Here is a 20458-nt window from a genome sequence, read left to right as displayed (position 1 = left end):
GGGGGTTCGCACGCCGGTCACCGCGCCGGGTCGATCCGCATTCCACCCCCGAGGAGGCTCTCATGCGTTACGGATCGATAGGCGGCGTCATCGTACTGCTGTGGCTGATCATCGGCGCGATCGCGGCCGGGCAGCGCGGCTACTTCGACCGGAGCAACGACAACTGTGCCGAGGTCGGCACCACCATCGTGACGGTGATCGCCGGACCGCTCAACTACGTCGGGTTGAACCCCGAGATCGAGTGTGACGTGCCCGAGCCCTCGCGCTGACCTGGGCCGTTCACTACCGACCGACGGTTTCCCCGTCCGCGTCCGGTTTCCCGGTCGCGAGTTCGAGCTGCACGGTGGCGATCTCCCAGGCTCGCAGCGGCAGCCGGACCGCCCCGTCCACGCCAACCGACAGCGGCGGGGGGGGGGGGGGGCCCCCCCCCCCCGGGGGGCGGCGCCGCCCCCCCCCCCCCCCCCCCCCCCCCCCGCTCGGATCGGCCGGCCCGCCCCGAGGGTGGCCACCGTGTCGGCGGGATGCTCCGCCACCACCCGCACCTCGACCAGGCCGTCCCGGTCCCGCACACTGCTCAGCACCACCCCGGCCCCGGCGACGGAGAGACCCGTCCGGCCCGGCGGGACCGCACCGCCGCCCGGACCGGTGCCGGCGAAGCTCAGGAACCCGTGCCGGTACGCCTCCGCCGCCGCCGAAACCCCGGCGGCATGCCACCGGCCCCGGAACGGCAACAGCGCGAACTCGGCCGTCCGCTCCCCCCGGCACTGTGCCGACGGCGTCGGCACCTGCGGCCCGGCCGGCTCGTCCCGCATCGGGTTCCGGTTCCGGGAGAGCATCCCGACCGACCGCAGCAGGGTCAGGGCCAGTTCCCGACCGCCGTCGACCAGCTCGTACTCGCTCGGCTGGGTGAGCAGCACCGCCAGCGAGCCGCCGGCACCGCCGGCCGCCACGAACCCGGCCGCCGGATAGGTCGGCAGCGGTACCTCGCCTGAGCCGCCCTCGCTGGTCAACCCGCGTGCGACGACCGCGAACTGGCCCTGGGCGTACGACACGTCGGCCCGGGACGGCAGCGGCAGGTGTGCCCGTACCCGATGGTCTGCCGACCGGTTGTCGAAGCTCACCGTCACCCGGACGAACGGCTCGGCCGCCCGCAGCTCCAGCCGGGTCGTCACGGTCACCGACTCGGTACGCACCGACCGGGTCCCCGCCACCACCTCCGCCGCCACCGGCCACCGGTAGGTACGCAGCACGTCCAGTACCGCCGTGACCGGACCCTCGTGCAGGATCGCGGTCCGCACCGACTGCGCCTTGTCGACCAGCGAGTCCGTTGCCGGCGGCGCGTAGTTGTAGCTGTCCCCGACGTCCCCGCCGTCGACGATCCGGCCGAGTCCCTCGACCCGCAGCCCGTCGGGGGTGTACAGCCCCAGCGTCCCGTCGTCGGCCACCTCCACCCGGAGCAGCCCGTTGTCCAGTGTCCGGCCCCGGGCCCGGGCCTCCGGTGGCCGCGCCGGCCCTCCGGTGGGGCCGGACCGGGTCGCACCACCGGCCGGAACGGCGAGCCTGCCGCCGTCTTCCGGCTCGGCGAGCCTGCCGGCGTTCTCCGGGTCGTCCCGCGTGGCGCCGTCCGCCGGTACCGGCCGGACGCTGGTCCAGCCGAGTGCGGGCACCTCGACCAGCGCGGCGACCGTCGCCCGGGGTTCGGCGAGGATCCGCACCCGCCACCGCCGACCGGTACCGCCCGGCCTGCCCGACCAGCCGCGACCCGGGTCACCGTCCGCGGCGGGCTGGTGCGGCTCGGCACCGACGGCCGGGCGAGGATCGGCGGTGTCGGCGCCGTCCGGGCGGGCTGTCGCCTCGGCCAGCGCCGCCCGCACCTCGGCGACGTCGAATGTCTGGTCACCGTGGCGGGCGACCTGGAAGGTGAGAGCGCCGGGCCGGCCGGGACGGCCGTCGGGACCGGCCGGCCGGGGCGGCGAGACCGACCATCGGGTGACCTCCTGTCCGTACAGCTCGACGCCGTGCAGCCGGGCCAGCACGACGGGCAGGTCGGTCTCGTCGTACCAGTCGTCGGCGAGCAGCGTCGGTGCGGCCGCCAGCCGCTGGGTGGGCACCACCTGGCCGGCACCCGTGTGCAGGGCGACCGGTGCCCCGGCGGCCGGCAGGGCCACGTCCAGCCGGACCAGCCCGGTCCGGGGTCGGGGCGTCGGGTTGAAGACCACGTAGCCGTCCCGGGGCGTGCCGGCGGCGTACCCCCCGCCGACCAGGTCGTGCACCGCCCGGCCGAGCTGTTCCGCCTCGGCGATCCGGGTCGCCACCTGCTCCGCCGTCTCGTCACAGCCGCAGCCGGTCACCGAGTCGTGGCAGCTCGCCTCGATCAGCCGGATCCAGGCCATGTCGAGGAAGCGCTGAGCCGACCCGTCGTACCAGAGGGTGCGCAGCGGTTCGGCGTACCGCTCGACGCAGCGTTCGGCCCGGCCCATCGCCTGCTTCAGGTGCGCCCGCACCGAGTAGACCCCGGGCAGGATGTTCGCCCGGGCGTGTGAGCGGAGTTCGCCGTGTACCTCCGGCAGGCCGGCGACCCCGGCCGGCTGCTCGGCGAAGTAGTCGGTCAGGGTGCCGAGCCGCAGCCGCAGGCCGGTCCGCTCCGCCGCCTCGGCCAGCAGGTCGGGGGTGGCGGCGGCCGGGGCCCCGTGGTCGGCGCCGTACATCGCCAGCATCGGGGCCGTCGGTTCGGCGTCGTCCGGGCGCCAGGCGCCGAGCCGCTCGGCCAGCTCGGTGGCGCGGCGGGTCACCAGGGCAGGGTTGTCCACCAGGCCGGCGGCGTTGCCGTACCCGCCGTGCAGGTATTCGGTCCGGATCGCGGTGCCGTCCGGGGCGGTCCAGGCGAAGGCGGAGCTGCGTACCCGTTCCGGCACACCCCGCCAGACGCAGGCGTGCGCCAGTCCGGCACCGGCCAGGATCTGCGGCATCTGGGCGACGTGCCCGAACATGTCGGGCAGGTAGCCGACCGGCATGGCCGCGCCGAACCCGGCGGCGCGGCGCAGCCCCAGCTCCAGGTTGCGGACGATGTTCTCGCCCGAGCAGAGGAACTCGTCGAGCAGGATCTGCCACGGGCCGACGGCCAGCCGGCCGGTCGCGACCAGGGCGGCGACCCGGTCCCGCCACTCGGGGCGTACCTCCAGGTAGTCGTCGACGGCGGCGAGCTGGCCGTCCAGGGTGAACCGCTGGCGCGGATCGCGCTCCATCCGTTCGAACACCTCGTCGAGGAGTGCCACCAGGCGGAGCCGGAAGCGCTGGAACGGCTCGTACCACTCGCGGTCCCAGTGGGTGTGCGGCACCACCATGATGCTCGCCGGTACGCCCACTGCGGCACGTCCACCCTCGTCCGTCGTCATCCGGTCGCCGCCTCTCCACCCACCGCCGTACCGGTCAGCTCCCCGAACCGGCGGACCACCTGTTGACTGGTCACGATGTCGGCCGCGCCGCCGGCCAGCCCGGTCCGGGGCGGGACACCCGCGGTGACCATGGCGTGGAAGGCGACGAGTTGTCGCTCGAAGGCCGAGAGGTCGCCCCGGTGGACGCAGCGGCGCTGGATGCCGTCGTCCCCGTCCCGCACGGTCAGCGTGGCCGGTCGGTCCGGCCGGTACGGCGTCGGGAAGAGCAGCTCGAACGAGCCCCGGGCGTGGTGCAGGGTGACGGTCTCCCGGTAACCGGGGTAGTCCGGCAGGTACAGCCAGCGGATGCCGTACCGGCCGCCCGTGGGCAGCTCGCCGCTGACCTCGACCGAGGGTTCGTGTCCGGGTGCCGGCTCGGCCGGCCAGAGCGCGACGTGCTGCACCGTGCCCGGTGCGCCGGTGAGCAGCCGGAGCAGGGAGAGGTCGTGCGAAACGCTGTTGATCATGATTTGGTAGAGCGCCCGGACCGCCGGGTCCGGCCCGACCGCCCGGGTCAGCAGCTCGTCGGCGCGCTCGCGCAGCTCCCGGACCCGTTCCGCATCCGCGTCGGTCGGTGCCGGTGCCAGCCGGTGGGCGGCGAGCTGTGACTCGCCGCTCGGATGCAGCACCGTCACCTCGACCGCGTGCACCGCCCCGCCGCCACCGATCCGGTCGAGTTGGCGGGCGAGTTCGACCACCACCGGGTCGTACTGCTTCATGTAGCCGACCATCAGCCGGTCCGCCCCGGCCAGCAGCGGGGCCAGCTCGGCGGCCTCGGCCCGGGTGTGCGCGAGCGGCTTCTCGCAGAACACCGGTACGCCCCGGCGCAGCGCCGCCGCCGCGAGGTCGCCGTGCGAGCCGGAGGTGAGCAGCAGCACCGCGTCCAGGCCGGCGACGTCGAGCAGCTCGGCACCGTCGACCAGCCGGCACCGCTCGGGTACGCCGTACCGCCCGCCCACCTCGTGGGCCCGGCTCGGCGACAGGTCGGCGACGGCGACCAGCTCGAAGAGGTCGCGACGGCGTTCCAGCAGCGGCAGGTGCACCGTCTGGGCGATCACGCCCAGCCCGGCGACCGCCACCCGGAGCCGCTTGCCCGGGCTCACGCCCGCACCCCGCCCCGTCACCGCACGCCCAACCCGCGCAGGTACTCCCGGTTGGCCCGCTGTGCGGCCAGCATCTCGGCGACGTCGGAGCGGCCGGCCGGGGCATCCTGCTCCACCACCAGCCAGCCCGCGTAGCCGATCTCGCGCAGCGCCGCCAGTACACCGGGGAGGTCCACCCCGCCGGCACCCAGCCGGCAGAACCCGCCGGCCGCGACCACCTCGGTCAGTCCGCCGCCGGCCGACCGGACCCGGCGGTGCGCGGCCAGGTCGGCGTCCTTGACGTGCACCTGGCGGATCCGGGAACCCCAGCGGCGGACCGCCGCGACCGGGTCTCCGCCGGCCAGCCAGAGGTGTCCGGTGTCCAGGCAGACCGAGACGTCGGTCAGCTCCAGCAGCCGGTCCGCCTCCTCCGCCGTCTCCACGTCGGTGCCGAGGTGGTAGTGGAAGACCGGCTCGAGGCCGCGCTCCCGGCACCGGTCCGCCGCCCGCTGCACCCGGCCGGCGAAGCCCGGCCAGGCGTGCGCCGGCAGCGCCAGGCCGGGTTCGTGCGGCACACCCGGCCGGGCCATCCGGGCCGGGTCGGCCGAACAGGCCAGCGTGGGCCGGGGCGCGAACCGGGGGTCGTCGACCGGGGCCGCGCCGAAGACGTCCAGCGCGGCGTCCAGGCCGGGCAGGTCGGCGGCGAACCCGTCGGGATCGGCGAACCGCAGATCCACCCAGCCGCCGGCCAGGCCGAACCCGACCCGGTCCAGCCGGCGCCCGAGCCCGTCCCCGGTGCCGAGATAGCCGAGCGGGCCGCTGTCGATGCCCCGGTAGCCGGCCTCGGCCAGCCCGTCGAGCAGCTCGTCCGGGCGCAGCGGCGCCGCCTCCGGGGCGTAGATGCCGAAGCTGACCGGCGCGTTCGCCACCCGTACCGCTGCGGCCGGGTGCGCGGGCTCGTCCGTCGTCACGCGCACAGCGCGATCACCTCCGTCCGGTACGACTCCAGCAGGTGCAGCCCGTCCGCCGCCGGCAGCAGTACCCGGTCGCCCCGGATCACCTGCCGTGCCCCGTCCGGCCGGACCAGCACGGTCCCGTCGGCGTCCAGGGCGAGCAGTTCGGCACCGAGTCGGAGCAGCAGCGGCGCGTCCGGCCCGGCCGACACGGCGGTACGCCCCGCCGCCAGCCCGGCCAGCAGCGCCCCGGCGTCCGGGGCATCGGTCGGGTCCTGCACCGACTCGGCCAGTACCCAGGTGGTGGGGGTACCCGGCGCCGGGTCACCGGGCCGGTGGAAGTCGCTGCCCCCGACCGGTACGACGTCCGGCCGCCAGGCCTGCGCCCAGGCCAGTGGTGCTCCCCAGGTCCGGTCCCACCAGCCGGAGTGCCAGATCTCGGCCAGCCGGGGCCGGGTGCGCAGCGGCTGCCGCCAGGCGCAGTCGACGGCGAGCGGGTGGTTGATCGAGAGAAGCCCGCCGGCCAGCTCCGCCGCCGCCACCCACTCGTCGGCCGGTCGCCGGAAGTCGATCCAGCCGGTCGGGCCGAAGACGTTGGCGTGGCCGTGGTCGGTGGTCACCTCCTGACCGGGCAGCAGGGCGACGCCGTACCGGGCGCTCGCGGCGGGCAGCTCGGCGTGGTGGCTCACCGTGTTGTGGTCGGTGACCGCGAGGAAGTCCAGGCCCTGGTCGACGGCGAGGGCGGCGAGTTCCGGCACCGTGCTGGAGCCGTCGCTGTGCACGGTGTGCGCGTGCAGGTCACCGGCGAGCCAGCGGAGCCCGTCGACGGCCGGTACGGGTCGACGGGGGCGGCGCTCGGGCCGGGCCGGGGCCGGGGCCGGCTCCGGCGGTGCCGGCCGGGTGCCGCTGGTGGTGGCGGTGACGGTGAAGTCCAGCCCGTCCGGCGGGATCCGGTGCAGCCGGAGGAGCACCTGCCACCGCCCCGGTTCCAGCTCGCCGGGGAGGTAGCCGGGGGTGGCCCAGTCGACGGCGACGGTGAACCGGTCTCGGGCACCGCCGGACCAGCCCCGGAAGCCGGCCGTACCCTGGCAGCCGAGGTCCAGCACCCCGGCCTCGTGCGGATAGTCGAGCCGCACGTGCAACGCGGCGGTACCGGGCGGCACCTCCACCGGCAGCGGCCGGATCATCTCCGCCGCGCGGTCGTCGAGGGTCCATCGCCCCCGGTGCGTCGTCACCCGGTCCCGCACTGCCGCACCCCCGATCCGCTCTCGTCCGTCCGGTCAGCCCGATCCGTCCACCGCACCGCCGACCGCCAGCACGGACGGTGTGGTGGCGGCGAGCAGTTCGCCGTCCCGGTAGAGCAGCGAGCGGCCCTCGCGCGGCACCACCCAACCGGTGTCGCCGAGTTCCGGCTCGTGCCCCTCCGGCACCACCACCTGGAGACCGACCCCGGAGACCCCGTCCGGGTCGGGCAGGTCCAGCGAGACCAGTGAACTGCTGCCGAGGTTCTCCACCACGACCACCCGGCCGGAGAGCGCGTCCCGCACCGGGGCGGGGTGCAGGTCGAGGTACTCCGGGCGTACCCCGTAGACCACCCGGTCGCCGTCGGCGACCAGGGTGCGGGCCGCCTCGGGCAGCGGCAGCCGGGTCCCGGCGACCAGCACGGCGTCGCCGGCCACCTCGGCGTCGAGCAGGTTCATCGGGGTGGAGCCGATGAACCCGGCCACGAAGGTGTTCGCCGGGCGCCGGAACACCTCGACCGGGGTGCCCACCTGACGGATCCGGCCGCCCTCCAGCACCGCGATCCGGTCCGCCAGGGCCAGCGCCTCGGCCTGGTCGTGGGTGACGAAGACGCAGGTGACCCCGAGTTCCCGCTGCAACCGCTTGAGGAAGGTCCGGGCCTCCAGCCGGAGCCGGGCGTCCAGGTTGGAGAGCGGTTCGTCGAGCAGGAAGACCTGCGGATGGCAGGCCATCGCCCGAGCCAGCGCGACCCGCTGCTGCTGGCCGCCGGAGAGCTGGCCGGGGCGCCGGTCGAGCAGCCCGGTCAGGCCCAGTTCGGCGGCGGTCCCGGCGGCCTTTTCGCGCCGGGTCGACCGGGGCACCTTCTTGACCCGCAGCGGATAGCCGATGTTCTCCTCGACGGTCATGTGCGGGAAGAGCGCGTAGTCCTGGAAGACCATCGCCACGTCCCGGCGGCCCGGCTGGAGGTTCGTGACGTCGCGGTCGCCGATCTCGACGGCGCCCTCGGTGGCCACCTCCAGCCCGGCGATCGTACGCAGCAGCGTCGTCTTGCCGCAGCCGGAGGGGCCGAGCAGTGCGAAGAACTCGCCGTCGGCGATGGTCAGGTCGAGCCTGTCCAGGGCCCGGACGCCGCCGGGATAGACCTTGCCGAGCCGGCGCAGGGTGATGGCGGCCATCAGCGCTTGATCCCTCCGTGGAACCGGAAGCCGTACCGGCTGCTGACGAAGACGAACATCAGCACCACCGGCAGCGAGTAGAGCAGCGAGAAGGTGGAGAGCAGCGCCAGGTTCGCCTGGCCGCCCTCGGTGTAGAGGGTGTACATGATCACCGCTGCCGGTGCCTTGTCCGGGTTGCGCAGCAGCAGGAACGGCACCAGGAAGTTGCCCCAGACGTTCGCCACCGCCCAGACCGCCACGGTGGCCAGCCCGGGTCGGACCATCGGCAGCACGATCTGCCAGACGATCTGCACCGGGCTGGCCCCGAAGACCCGGGCCGACTCCTCGTACGAGGTCGGCGTGCTGTCCATGAAGTCCTTCAGGATGAAGATCGCCGCCGGCAGCAGCCCACCACTGAGGATCAGGATCACGCCGAGCCGGGAGTCGATCAGGTTGAGCCGGAAGGCCAGCTCGTAGAGGGGCACCATGGTGGCGGTGCCGGTGACGATGGAGGAGAGCAGCAGGAGTCCGTAGAGGAGAGCGTCCCGGCCCGGCACCCGGACCCGGCTCAGCGCGTACGCGGCGAGGGCCGCGAACGTCACCACCAGGACCGCCGTACCGCCGGAGAGCAGGATCGAGTTCCACAGCGACCGGAGCGCGTACGGGTTGTCCAGCAGGGCCCGGAAGTTGTCCAGAGTGAACTCGGGCAGCGATGTGGTGATCGTCGGGGTCCGGTCGAAGGGTGCGGTGGCGAGCCAGAGCAGTGGCAGCGCGAAGAAGCCGAGTACCAGGGAGACGAAGGTGTAGCGGCCGATCTGGGCCAGCGCGCCCCGCCAGCCGAGGGTCGCCGCGGGGCCGGTCGCCGCCGGGCGGGTCGTCGCGGTACGGGTCGTCGTCTCCGGGCCCGCCGTCATCGCCGGACCTCCCGCCGCTGGCCGAGGGTGCGCAGGTAGACCAGCGCGATGACGAGGTTGATCAGCAGCATCAGGAAGGAGATCGCCGCGCCGAACCCGAGTTCACCACCGGAGAGGGCGATCTTGAATACGTAGACCGGAAGGATCTCGGACCGCTGCTCGGGACCGCCCGCCGTGATCAGGAACGGGGTGAAGTCGTTGAAGGTCCAGAGGCTGATCAGCAGCAGGTTGGTCAGCACGTGCCCACGGATGCGCGGAAAGACCACGTCGCGCAGTTGCTGCCAGCCCGAGGCCCCGGCCAGCCGGGCGGTCTCCAGGTGCGACGGCGGCACGTTCTGCAGGGCGGCGCCGTAGAGCATCATCGAGAAGGCGGTGCCACGCCAGGTGTTGAAGAGGATCACCGACAGCATCGGGTGGTCGAGCAGCCAGGCCATCCCGGGCGTGCCGAGCAGCGCGTTCAGGGTGCCGGCGTCCCGGTCCAGCAGGGCGATCCAGAGGAACGCCACCACCGAACTCGGCAGGATCCAGGCGAGCAGGACCAGCGCCTCCACCACCCGGCGTACCGGGCCGTGCCGGTCGCGCAGCGACCAGGCGATCGCGAAACCCAGCCCGGCCTGGCCGAGCACCGCCGAACCGAAGACGAACTGGAGGGTGAGCCAGAGCGAGGTACGGAACCGCTCGTCACCGAGCGCCGCGGTGTAGTTGTCCAGCCCGACCACCTGCGGGTCGGCGGCGGCCAGTCCGGTGAGCCGGTAGTTCGTGACGCCGAGGTAGATGGTCCAGAGCGCCGGGACCACCAGGAAGAGCACGATCAGCACCAGGCCGGGCAGTACGAACCCGCCCGCCAGGGTCCGGCCCAGCCCGGCGGCGTCGGCGCGGCGGGCCAGCGGCGTACCCGGGTCGGCCCGGAGCGTCGCGGACCCGCCGGTGTCGACCGTGGTCGGGTCAGGAGGTGACGTTGTCCGCGCCACCGACCAGCCCCGCCAGCTTCTTCTGGTAGTCCGCCGCCGCGGCGTCCGGCGCCTTGCCGCCGACCACCGCCGCGGTGGCCTCCTGGATCGCCACCGACACCTGTGGGTAGACCGCCAGCGGCGGCCGGGCGGCGGTGATCGGCAGGACCTTCTCGGCCACGAACTTGAGCATCGGGTCGCCGGCCAGCACCTCGTTGTTGACGTCGGTCCGGGCGGTGATCCGGGGTACGTCACCCAGCTCCGCCTTGACCGCCTCCGCCGAGTGCATGAAGGTGAGCAGCTCGAAGGCCTGGGTCGGGTACTTCGAGTGCGGGTTGAGCACCCGGACGCTGCCGCCGGACATGCTCACGAAGTCCTGCCCCCGGATGCCGGCCCCGGGGTTCTTCGCCGGGATCAGCGCGTAGCCGACGGAGGCGTTTCGGTCGGCCATCTTGGCGATGCCGGCCTTGGGCTCGACCACGCTGCGCCAGAAGTAGTCCCCCTCGGCGAGGATGCCGATCTTGCCCTCGGCGAACCGCTGGAACGCCTTGTCCCGCCCCTTCGCCTCCTGTTGCAGCAGCGGGTCGCCGAGCCCGCCGGCGTAGACCTTGGCGTAGAAGTCGAGCATGTCCCGGACCGGTGCGGTGGCGCCGCTCCACTTGCCGTCCGCGTAGACCTCGCCGCCGGCGCCGGCCAGCAGCGGCAGCGCGCCCTGCATGCTGGTCGCCTCGCCCATCGCGGTGCCGGCGTTGATCTGGATCGGGGTCACCCCGGGCAGCGTCTTCAGCCTGGTGCCCGCGTCGAGGATCTCCTGCCAGCCGCGCGGTTGCCAGTCGGCGGGGAGGCCGGCCTGGCCGAAGAGCTTCTTGTTGTAGTAGAGCACCCGGCCGTCGGTGCCGATCGGGATGGCGTACCGCTCCTCCTCGAAGCGGCCGAGCCCCTGCACCGCCTCCGGGATCTGTGCCCAGCCCTCCCAGGAGTCGGTCTCCGCCCCGGCCACCTCGGACAGTGGTTTGAGGTATCCGGCCTGGGCGAACTCGCCGACCCAGATGCCGTCGATCGAGATCACGTCGCCGCCGGACCGGGCCCGCAGGTCGAGGGCGAGCTTGGTCTTGTACTGCTCGTCGTCGACGCCGCTCGGCAGGAAGGTCACCTTCGCGGTCACGCCCTTGGCCTTCTGCGCCTCGACGAACCTCGGGATCACCCAGTTCTGGATCCACTCGGCACTGCGGGAGTTCTTGCCTCCGGCGATCGCGTTGTCGGTGATGGTCAGCGTGATGTTCTTCGCGTCCCTGCCGGCGGGCTCCGAGGAGTCCCCGCAGGCGGTGGCCGCCAGCACCACCGCCAGCACCGTGGCGACCGCGCCCGCCGTGCGGCTGCCCGCCGGTCCGGTCGTACGGCCCCATCGGCGGCTGCGCCGATCTGACATGTCCGCCTCCCCTCGCCAACGATCGATCTCGAACGACCTCACCTTTGGCAGAATGTCATGACAGCCTGACGACGTAAATAGATCTACTCGAAATCCACCGGCAACCGCGAGGGACACTCCTGACCTCGCCGTCGGCGCTCCGCGACGCCGCCCCCGCCGGGCGTGCCGGCGACCTCTGCGGGTTGGTCACGTCGGGCCGGAGGGTTCGCCGCAGGCGTCGTACGCCCTCCGCGACGGCACCGCCCCGGACGCTCCGACGACTCCGGCCCGGACCACCGACGGCACCGCTCGATGGCGGACGTATCGGAACAGACATCCTCCAACCAGCAGTGATTCGTATATCCGGATTTAGCAATATTGATGGTTCTCATTCATCTGGCGCCCCTGACATTTGTCATAGGTACCCGTGCATGACGCACCTTGGGGGATGACTTAACACACTAGTAACACCTCGGACCGGACCAGGAGACTCGGATGCATCGATGGAGCACGGTCGCCCAGGGAACACCCGAGGAGCCGCGAGATGGACGAGAGATACGACGCCTACTGTGCGGTCGATCCACTGTTCTACGACTCGCTCAGCACCACCTCCGCGACCGCCGCCGCCGGGTTCGCCGCCGCCGACCGGCCGGTGCCGGCCGGATGGCAGCGCGAGCCGAGCGACGACTGGCTGATCTACGGCCCGCAGGACGGCAAGCTTCCCCAGCAGGGCTGGAAGATCCACGTGTCGGCCTGTCTCGACAACGCCGACCGGATCCTGGACAGCGTCTTCGACTACTGCGTACCCCGGGGGATCTCGTTCAAGTTCCTCCGTGGCCCGCGGATGCTGCTGATGCGCAACTCGAAGTACGCCCGGCGCGGCTCCAGCGGCAAGTTCGTCACCATCTACCCCCGGGACGAGGCCGAACTCGAACTCGCCTGCAAGGAACTCGCCGAGCGGCTGGACGGTGAGCCCGGCCCGTACATCCTCAGTGACCTGCGCTACGGTGCCGGCCCGGTCTACGTCCGGTACGGCGGCTTCGCCGCCCGGTACTGCGTCGGCGACGACGGCCAGGTGGTACCGGCGGTCGAGGACGGCACCGGCACCCTGGTACCGGACCGGCGCGACCCGGTCTTCCACGTACCGGACTGGGTGACCCTGCCCGAGTTCCTCGGCCCGCACCTGGCGGCCCGGAACGCGACCACCACCACGGACCTGCCGTACCGGATCGAACGGGTGATCCACTTCTCCAACGGCGGCGGCCTGTACGTCGGCCGGGACACCCGCACCGACGCCCAGGTGGTACTGAAGGAGGCCCGCCCGCACGCCGGGCTGGACGCCACCGGCACGGACGCGATCACCCGACTGCACCGCGAGGCCGAGATGCTCCGCCGGCTCGCCGACGTGCCGGGGATCGCCCGGGTGCACGACGAGTTCGTCCTCGGCGACCACCACTTCCTCGCCCTGGAGTTCGTCGAGGGCCGGGCGCTGAACAAACTGATCGTCGAGCGGTACCCGCTGGTCGACGCCGACGCCACCCCGGCCGAGCTGGCCGACTACACCGACTGGGCACTGCGGATCCACCAGCAGGTCGAGCGGACCGTCGAGGCGATCGCGGCACGCGGCATCGTCTACGGCGACCTGCACCTGTTCAACATCATGGTCGGGCCGGACGACCGGGTCACCCTGGTCGACTTCGAGGTCGCCGCACCGGTGGCCGAGGCGACCCGCCCCGCGCTGCGCAACCAGGCGTTCGCCGCCCCGCGCGACCGGACCGGTCTGGCCGTGGACCGCTACGCCCTGGCCTGCCTCCGGCTCGCCCTCTTCCTTCCGCTGACCCAGATGGTCCGGCTGGCCCCGGCCAAGGCCGCGCACCTCGCCGACGTCGTCGCCGCGCACTTCCCGGTGCCGCGCGACTTCCTGGACGCGGCCGTCGCCGAGATCACCGGCGACGCCACCCGGGCCGACGCGGCGCGGACGCCCCGCCCCGAGGAGCAGGCGACGCTCGTCCGCGCCGGGGACCCGCTGCCGGCCGTGCACTCCGCAGCCCCGGCGCGGAGCCGGGCCAGCGGCCCGGTGCCCGGGGCCGACGACTTCGCCGCCGGCCGGTCGGCCTGGCCGAAGCTGCGGGACCGGATCGCCGGCGCCATCCTCGCCAGCGCCACCCCGGACCGCGACGACCGGCTCTTCCCCGGCGACATCGACCAGTTCCGCACCGGCGGCCTGAACCTCGGGTACGGCGCCGCCGGCGTCCTGCACGCGCTGCACGCCACCGGCGCCGGCCGGTACCCGGAGTACGAGGACTGGCTGGTGAAGCGGGCCCTGCGACCGGCCTCCGGCACCCGCTGCGGCTTCTACGACGGACTGCACGGCGTGGCGTACGCCCTGGAGCACCTCGGCCGTCGGCAGGAGGCGCTCGACGTACTCGACATCTGCCTCGGAGAGCCCTGGGAAGAACTCGGCGAGGACCTGGTGAGTGGGCTCTCCGGCATAGCGCTCAACCTCGCCGAGATGGCGGACCGGACCGGTGAACCGACGTTACGGCAGGCTGCCTGGCGCGCCGCCGAGTTGGTCGCCGACCGGTCGGCCGACGGCGCCGGTGCGCCGGCCGGAGGCGACACCGCCGGCAGCACCGGCGCCGGAGCGCAGATCAGCGGCGGGCAGCACCCGTACGCGGGACTGACCCGGGGGCGAAGCGGCCCGGCCCTGATGTTCCTCCGGCTCTACGAGTGCAGCGGTGACACCGAACTGCTGGACCGGGCCGGTGACGCGCTCCGGCACGACCTGCGCCGGTGCGTGGTACGCCCGGACGGGGCGCTGGAGGTCAACGAGGGCTGGCGCACCATGCCGTACCTGGCACACGGCAGCGTCGGCATCGGGCTGGTGCTCGACCAGTACCTCCGGCACCGGCCGGACCCGGAACTCGCCGAGTCCGCCGACGCGGTACGGCGGGCGGCCCGGGCACCGTTCTACGCCCAGTCCGGGCTCTTCGCCGGGCGGGCCGGCATCATCGCCTACCTGGCCGCGCGGACGCCCGACGGCAGCCACCCGACCGGGGAGCAGCGCAGCGGTGCCGGCGCGGACCGGGACGACGACCGGACCGAACTGGACCGGCAGGTCGGCCGGCTGGCCTGGCACGCACTGCCCTACCAGGGCTTCCTCGCCTTCCCCGGCGAGCAACTGCTGCGGCTGTCGATGGACCTGGCCACCGGGAGCGCGGGCGTACTGCTCGCCACCGGGATGGCCCGGCACGACGAGCCGGTGACGCTGCCCTTCCTCGCGCCGCTGACCGGCGCGACCAGACTCCCCTCGCTGCCGCGAGGGGCACATCGAACCGACATCTAGGAGGAGGTGAACACACATGGCGCTTCTGGACCTTCAGGGGATGGAGCTGGCCGACCGCACCGGTGGGGGCGGCGGTGGCGGCGGCGGTAGCCGCGCGAGCCTGCTGCTTTGCGGCGACAGCTCGCTGTCCGTGACGACCTGCAACTGATCAGGTCAGCATCGGGGCCCTGGGTGGGCAGACGTCCCCGCCCAGGGCAACCCCGTGTCGACGGAAGGGTGGTATGCGTGGCCGCCGACGGGAACCGACCGGTCCAGGCCGACGGGAACCGGCTCCTCCGGCAGGCGATCGCGTACGGCGGCGGCTGGACCGTCGCCCTCGGGGCCGCCGCGCTGTTCGGCGCGGTGGCCGAACTGCTGTTACCGGCCGCTCTCGGGCTGGCCGTGGACGCGGCGCTCGGCGGGGCGGACCGGTGGTGGCCACTCGCCGCCTGCGGTCTGGTGCTGCTGATCGTCGCCACCGACACACTCAGCAACCTGGCCGCCGGTGCCGGCACCGCCCGCACCACCGCCCGGCTGCGGCACCGGCTGCTCGGGCACCTGCTCGCCCTCGATCCGCGCCGCGCCACCCGCTATCCGGTGGGCGACCTCGTCGGCCGGCTGGTCGGACAGGCCGCCGACTCCGGCCAGGCCGGGAGCACCGTGGTGTTCGGAGTGGCCGCCGCGCTCCCCCCGCTGGGCAGCGTCGTCGCGCTGCTGCTGCTCGACTGGCGCCTCGCCGCCACGTTCGGCGCCGGGCTGCTGCTGCTCGCCGCCGGCCTGCGCGCCTTCGTCACCGACGCCTCCGCCGCCGCCGCCGGCTATCTCGGGGTACAGGGGCGGATCGCCGGGCGGCTCGCCGAGGCGCTGCACGGCTCCCGCACCATCGCCGCCGCCGGCACCGTCCGGGCCGAGATCGACCGGGTACTGGAGCCGCTGCCGCTGCTGCGCGCGCACGGTACCCGCACCTGGACCACGCTGGCCCGGGCCTCGGGCCGGACGGCAGCGCTGGCCCCGCTGCTGCAACTGACGATCGTCGCGGTCGGCGGCTGGTCGGTGGCGCAGGGGCGACTCACCCCGGGCCAGCTCTTCGCCGCCGTGCAGTACGCCGCGCTCGGCGCCGGGCTCGGCAGCGTCGTCGCCACCCTCAACCGGCTGGTCCGGACCCGGGCCGGGGCGCAGCGGGTCGCCGCCGTACTGGCCGAACCGCCCCGGAGGTACGGGACGGCACCGCTGCCCGACGGCACCGGCCGGCTGGTCCTGGCCGGGGTGACCGTGTACGCCGACGACGGCCGGCCGGTGCTGGACGGGATCGACCTGCGGGTACCGCCCGGCGCCACGATCGCCGTCGTCGGTCCCTCCGGAGCGGGCAAGTCGACCCTGGCCGCGGTCGCCGGCCGGCTGCGGGACCCCGACGCCGGCGAGGTGCTGCTGGACGGGGTACCGCTGCGCCGGTTGAGCCGCTCCGCCCTGCGGCAGGCGGTCGGCTACGGCTTCGAGCGGCCGGTGCTGGTCGGCGAGACGATCGCGGAGGCGGTCATGCTCGGCGACGCCGCCGACGCCGAGGCGCGACTCGGCGCGGTGGCCCGGGCGGCCGCGATCGACGAGTTCGTCGAGCGGCTGCCGGACGGCTACCACAGCCGGCTCGACGCCACCCCGATGTCCGGGGGCGAGGCGCAGCGACTCGGGCTGGCCCGGGCCCTGCACGCGCAGCGGCTGCTGATCCTGGACGACGCCACGTCCAGCCTGGACACCGCCACCGAGCACCGGATCGCGGCGGCGGTCGCCGCGCACCCGGATCGGCGTACCCGGCTGGTCGTGACCCACCGGGTGGCCACCGCCGCCGCGGCGGAGCTGGTCGCCTGGCTTGACGGCGGCCGGCTGCGCGGCGTCGGCCCGCACCGTCGACTGTGGCGGGATCCGGCCTACCGGGGGGTCTTCGCCGCCTCGGCGCCGCCCCGGACCGAGCCGGCGTCGCCCGGGGCCGACGCGGCGGAGCCACCGGTCGGGACAGCGGAACCACCGGTCGAGGCGGTCCGATGAGCGGCGTCGCCCGGTTCACCGCCGCCGCGCTGCGCCGCCGGTCCCGCCCACTCGGCCGGCTCGCCGGCTGGTCGGCCGCCGAGGCGCTGCCGACCCTGCTCGCCGGTTACCTGACCGCCCGGGCCGTCGACGACGGGTTCCTGGCCGGCCGACCGGGCACCGGGCTGGCCTGGCTGGGCGTACTGGCCGTCGCGGTGGTGATCGGCGCGGTCGGCACCAACCGGGCGTACGGCTGCCTCGGCGACGTCGTCGAGCCGTTCCGGGACGAGCTGGCCGGCCGGGTGGTCACCGGGGCGCTGCACCGGTCGACCGCCGCCGGAGCCCGGCCGGAGACCTCGGCGGTGGCCCGGCTGACCCATCAGGTGGAGATCGTCCGGGACACCTTCGCCGGGCTGGTGATGGTGGTCCGGGGCTTCCTCTTCACCGCCGGGGCGGCCCTGCTCGGGCTCTTCTCGCTGACTCCGGTGGTGGCGGGGGTGGTCGCGGTGCCGCTGGTCGCCGGTCTGGGGCTCTTCGCCGCCGCGCTGCCGGCGATGGTCGCCCGGCAGCGCGACTACGTCCGCGCCGACGAGCGGCTCGGCGAGGCGGCCGGCGCGGCCTTCACCGGGCACCGGGACGTGGTGGCCTGCGGCGCGCAGGAGATCGTCGCCGACCGGGTCGGCCGGCAGGTGGACCGGCAGGCCCGGGCCGAGCACGCACTGGCCCGGATGGCGGCGCTGCGCAGCCTCAGTCTCGCGGTCGGCGGCTGGCTGCCGCTGGCGGTACTGCTGTTGGCCGCCCCCTGGTTGGTCCGGCGTGGGCTCAGCGCCGGCGCGGTGCTGGGCGCCCTGGTGTACGTCGCCACCGGTCTCCAACCGGCGCTGCACTCGCTGGTACAGGGCGTGGCCGGCGGCGGACTCCGGTTCGCGGTGACCCTGGACCGGATCCTCGCCGCCACCACGATCGGGTCCGGCGGCGACACACCCCCGAACGGCGCCGCCGATTCCGGTCGCCCCGACGCCGCCGTCAGCGTGTCCCGCGCCGGGTCGGCCTGGGCGGAGCTGCGCGGGGTCACCTTCCGGTACGGCCCACGGGCCCGCCCGGTCCTCGACGGCTTCGACCTCACCCTCGGCGAGGGGGCGTACCTGGCGGTGGTGGGGCCGAGCGGGGCCGGCAAGTCCACCCTGGCCGGGCTGCTCGCCGGGCTGCTCCGGCCGCAGGCCGGTACGGTGCTGCTCGGCGGTACCCCGACCGGTGCCGCCGATCCGGCGACGCTGGCCCGGCACCGGGTGCTGATCCCGCAGGAGGCGTACGTCTTCGCCGGCACGCTGCTGGATAACCTGCGCTACCTCTGCCCCGACGCGCCAGCCGACCGGGTCGACGCGGCGGTGCACCGGCTGGGCCTGCTGCCGCTGGTACGCCGGCTCGGCGGGCTGACCGCGACGGTGGATCCCACGGTGCTCTCCGCCGGTGAACGGCAACTCGTCGCGGCGGTACGCGCCTACCTCTCCCCCGCGCCGCTGGCGATCCTGGACGAGGCGACCTGTCATCTCGACCCGGTGGCGGAGGCGACGGTCGAAGACGTCTTCGGCACCCGCCCGGGCGCGTTGGTGGTGGTGGCGCACCGGATCAGTTCGGCGCTGCGGGCCCGGCAGGTGCTGATCCTGGACGGCGGTCGTCCGTTGCGCGGCCGGCACGACGAACTGCTGGCCCGTTCGGCGACCTATCGGGAACTGGTCGGGCACTGGCAGAGCGGTCCCGTATCCACCGAGGTACCCGCTATATAGAGTGGTCTCGATGGCAGCCATCCAGGCACTCCGGCCCGTGCAGGTACTCGGCCTCAGCGCGCTGTCGCACGACGCGTCGGCCTGTGTGGTGCGGGGAGCCGAGATCCTCTTCGCCGGCCACGCCGAACGGTACTCGCGCCGGAAGAACGATCCCGACCTCGCCCCGGGGCTGCTCGCCGAGGCGCTCTCCTGGGGCCGCCCCGACCTGATCGCCTGGTACGAGCACCCGCTGCGGAAGAAGCTGCGGCACGTACGGGCCGGGCAGTTCCGGCACGCCGTGGACGTCGAGGACCTGCCCCGCCGCTACCTGGCCCGGCTCGACCTGCCCGAACTGCGCGGGGTGCCGATCCGGTACGTCGGGCACCACCGCTCGCACGCCGCGGCCGGGCACTTCACCAGCGGCGAGCGGCACACCGCGGTGCTCACCGCCGACGCGATCGGCGAGTTCGAGACGCTGACCCTCGGCGAGTTCCGCGACGGCGTCTACCGGGTCTTCGCCCGCTGCCGCTATCCGCACAGCCTCGGGCTGCTCTACAGCGCCTTCACCCGGCGCTGCGGGTTCAAGCCGAACGAGGAGGAGTTCATCGTGATGGGGCTGGCCGCGCTCGGTCGCCCCCGGTACGTCGCGCAGCTCAAGACGGACCTGATCGAACTCACCCCGCCCACCTTCCGGCTGCGCCGCAACGTGCACCGGGGCATCGGCGACTGGCAGCCCCGGGCCGATCCGGCGGACCTGGCGGCGAGCATCCAGGCGGTGACCGAGGAGGTGCTGCTCGGAGCGGCGCGCTGGCTGCGTACCCGGGTCGACGCGGCGACGCTGACCGTGATGGGCGGGCTGGGGCTCAACTGTGTCGCCAACGAGCTGCTCGCCCGGCGCAGCGGGTTCGACCGGGTGACCCTGCTGCCGAACCCCGGTGACGCCGGTTCGAGTCTCGGCGCGGCGGCGGCGGTCCTCGGCCACCAGCTCGACTGGACCGGGCCGTACCTGGGCACCCGGATCGGGGGTGACTACCCGGTCGCCGCCCTGGCCGGGGCGCTGGCCAGCGGCGGAGTGGTCGGGGTGGCACGCGGCCGCGCCGAGTTCGGTCCCCGGGCGCTGGGCAACCGCTCCCTGCTGGCCGACCCGCGCGGGCCGGACAGTCGGGACCGGGTCAACCGGGTGAAGGGGCGGGAACCGTTCCGCCCGTTCGCCCCGGTGGTCCGGCAGGAGGTGGCGGAGAGGTACTTCGACATGCCGGTCGGCGCGTCGCCGTACATGCAGTTCACCGCCCGCTGTCGCGATCCCCGGGCGTTCCCCGGCATCGTGCACGTGGACGGGACGTCCCGGGTGCAGACCGTGACCCGGCACCAGCATCCGGGCCTGTACGAGCTGCTCGGCGAGTACGAGCGGCGGACCGGCTGCCCGATCCTGCTCAACACCAGCCTGAACCTCAAGGGTGAACCGCTGGTCAACGACCTGGCGGACGCCCGCCGGTTCGGCAGCCGGACGGGTGTGCCCGTGCTCTGAGCCACGCCGGCGGGTCGACGTGTCGCGGATCAGTCCGGTGCCGCCGGTCGCCGGTAGACGCCGTGCCACCAGATCAGTGCGAGTTCGCGGGCGAACGCGTCATCGCCGCCGCTGTCCCCGCCGGAGCTGGCGATGTGGTCGATGATGGCGCTCTCGCCGCCCACCACGACGATTCGGCTGGCGGCGTCCACGTCGAGGTCGGCCGGGGCGCGCCCCGCCCGCTGGTCCTCGGCGAGGAGCCGGACCGTGTTGTCGGAGAACCGCGCCACACCGGTACGCCAGAACTGGCGTACCGCCGGGTCGTAGGCGGCGACCTCGTTGACGGCGTTGATCACGGCGGCGTACCTGCGGTGTATTCCGAGCAGTTGCCGGAAGGCGTCGATCAGGGCCTCGACGCCGTCCTCCGGCCGCCAGGCGCTGGCGATGTCGAAGTTGGCGGTCTGCATCGTGCCGGCCAGTCGCATGAGCAGTTCCGACTTGTCGCGGAAGTGGGTGTAGAAGGTCGAGCGGGCCACCCCGGCCGCCTCGGCGATCCGCTGCACCCCGAGTTCGGTGAAGCTCGTCCCCTCCGCTAGCAGCCGCTCGGTCGCGGCGAGGACCTGTGCCTCGACCGCGGCCCGCCGGTCGGGGTCGGGCGCGCGGCGCCGGGTGATCGATGGCATGTGGGAAATCTTAGGTCGGCC

The 20458-nt window shown here is 74.0% G+C and carries 14 protein-coding genes; 5 read left to right on the top strand and 9 right to left on the bottom strand.

The genetic code is table 11. The features are described from left to right. Positions 1–17 precede the first annotated feature (17 nt). From V1634_RS35475 to V1634_RS16320, 8 genes are read right to left on the bottom strand one after another with little or no spacing between them, the layout of a single operon-like run. Entirely contained in the window at positions 18–3395 is a 3378-nt protein-coding gene (locus tag V1634_RS35475; RefSeq protein ID WP_407951801.1) for a glycoside hydrolase family 38 N-terminal domain-containing protein, read from the bottom strand. Then, on the bottom strand, positions 3392–4537 hold the full coding sequence (locus tag V1634_RS16350) for a Gfo/Idh/MocA family protein (RefSeq protein WP_331208683.1): 1146 nt from the start codon (positions 4535–4537) through the stop codon (positions 3392–3394). Before V1634_RS16350 ends, V1634_RS35475 begins: the two co-directional genes overlap by 4 nt. 17 nt (positions 4538–4554) lie before the next feature. After that, the gene (locus tag V1634_RS16345; RefSeq protein WP_331208682.1) at positions 4555–5493 is read right to left on the bottom strand and encodes a sugar phosphate isomerase/epimerase family protein; all 939 of its coding nucleotides are present in this window, start codon (positions 5491–5493) and stop codon (positions 4555–4557) included. Continuing rightward, positions 5484–6716: a PHP domain-containing protein gene (locus tag V1634_RS16340; RefSeq protein ID WP_331208681.1), complete on the bottom strand. Its 1233-nt coding sequence runs from the start codon at positions 6714–6716 to the stop codon at positions 5484–5486. The genes V1634_RS16345 and V1634_RS16340 overlap by 10 nt, the downstream gene beginning before the upstream one ends. 33 nt (positions 6717–6749) lie before the next feature. Next, the gene (locus V1634_RS16335; RefSeq protein WP_331208680.1) at positions 6750–7886 is read right to left on the bottom strand and encodes an ABC transporter ATP-binding protein; all 1137 of its coding nucleotides are present in this window, start codon (positions 7884–7886) and stop codon (positions 6750–6752) included. Beyond that, entirely contained in the window at positions 7886–8779 is an 894-nt protein-coding gene (locus V1634_RS16330; protein WP_331208679.1) for a carbohydrate ABC transporter permease, read from the bottom strand. The genes V1634_RS16335 and V1634_RS16330 overlap by 1 nt, the downstream gene beginning before the upstream one ends. Then, a complete protein-coding gene (locus V1634_RS16325) occupies positions 8776–9750 on the bottom strand; it encodes a carbohydrate ABC transporter permease (protein ID WP_331208678.1) in 975 nt (324 codons plus the stop codon). Before V1634_RS16325 ends, V1634_RS16330 begins: the two co-directional genes overlap by 4 nt. Then, complete coding sequence (locus V1634_RS16320) at positions 9725–11158, bottom strand: extracellular solute-binding protein (protein WP_331208677.1); 1434 nt, start codon at positions 11156–11158, stop codon at positions 9725–9727. Before V1634_RS16320 ends, V1634_RS16325 begins: the two co-directional genes overlap by 26 nt. A 523-nt stretch (positions 11159–11681) precedes the next feature. Between V1634_RS16320 and lanKC the strand changes: the two genes are divergently transcribed. The 5 genes from lanKC to V1634_RS16295 all read left to right on the top strand — a co-directional run bounded on the left by lanKC (position 11682) and on the right by V1634_RS16295 (position 19775). Then, complete coding sequence (gene lanKC / locus V1634_RS16315; RefSeq protein ID WP_331208676.1) at positions 11682–14483, top strand: class III lanthionine synthetase LanKC; 2802 nt, start codon at positions 11682–11684, stop codon at positions 14481–14483. 16 nt (positions 14484–14499) lie between these two features. Continuing rightward, the gene (locus V1634_RS16310) at positions 14500–14631 is read left to right on the top strand and encodes a SapB/AmfS family lanthipeptide (protein ID WP_331208675.1); all 132 of its coding nucleotides are present in this window, start codon (positions 14500–14502) and stop codon (positions 14629–14631) included. A gap of 77 nt (positions 14632–14708) precedes the next feature. Then, positions 14709–16502 carry an ABC transporter ATP-binding protein gene (locus V1634_RS16305; RefSeq protein ID WP_331208674.1) on the top strand — a complete coding sequence of 598 codons (1794 nt, stop codon included), beginning with the start codon at positions 14709–14711 and terminating at the stop codon, positions 16500–16502. After that, positions 16499–18268 (top strand): ABC transporter ATP-binding protein, encoded by a 1770-nt coding sequence (locus tag V1634_RS16300; RefSeq protein WP_331208673.1) that lies wholly within the window; start codon positions 16499–16501, stop codon positions 18266–18268. Before V1634_RS16305 ends, V1634_RS16300 begins: the two co-directional genes overlap by 4 nt. A 10-nt stretch (positions 18269–18278) precedes the next feature. Further along, on the top strand, positions 18279–19775 hold the full coding sequence (locus tag V1634_RS16295; protein WP_331208672.1) for a carbamoyltransferase C-terminal domain-containing protein: 1497 nt from the start codon (positions 18279–18281) through the stop codon (positions 19773–19775). A 29-nt stretch (positions 19776–19804) separates the two neighbouring features. Here the strand turns inward: V1634_RS16295 and V1634_RS16290 are convergent, their stop codons facing one another. Further along, positions 19805–20437 carry a TetR/AcrR family transcriptional regulator gene (locus tag V1634_RS16290; protein WP_331208671.1) on the bottom strand — a complete coding sequence of 211 codons (633 nt, stop codon included), beginning with the start codon at positions 20435–20437 and terminating at the stop codon, positions 19805–19807. Positions 20438–20458 lie beyond the last annotated feature (21 nt).

This window comes from Plantactinospora veratri, from assembly GCF_036421995.1.
In the GTDB taxonomy this organism is placed as follows: domain Bacteria; phylum Actinomycetota; class Actinomycetes; order Mycobacteriales; family Micromonosporaceae; genus Plantactinospora; species Plantactinospora veratri.
This window is presented reverse-complemented; position numbering and strand designations above follow the sequence as displayed.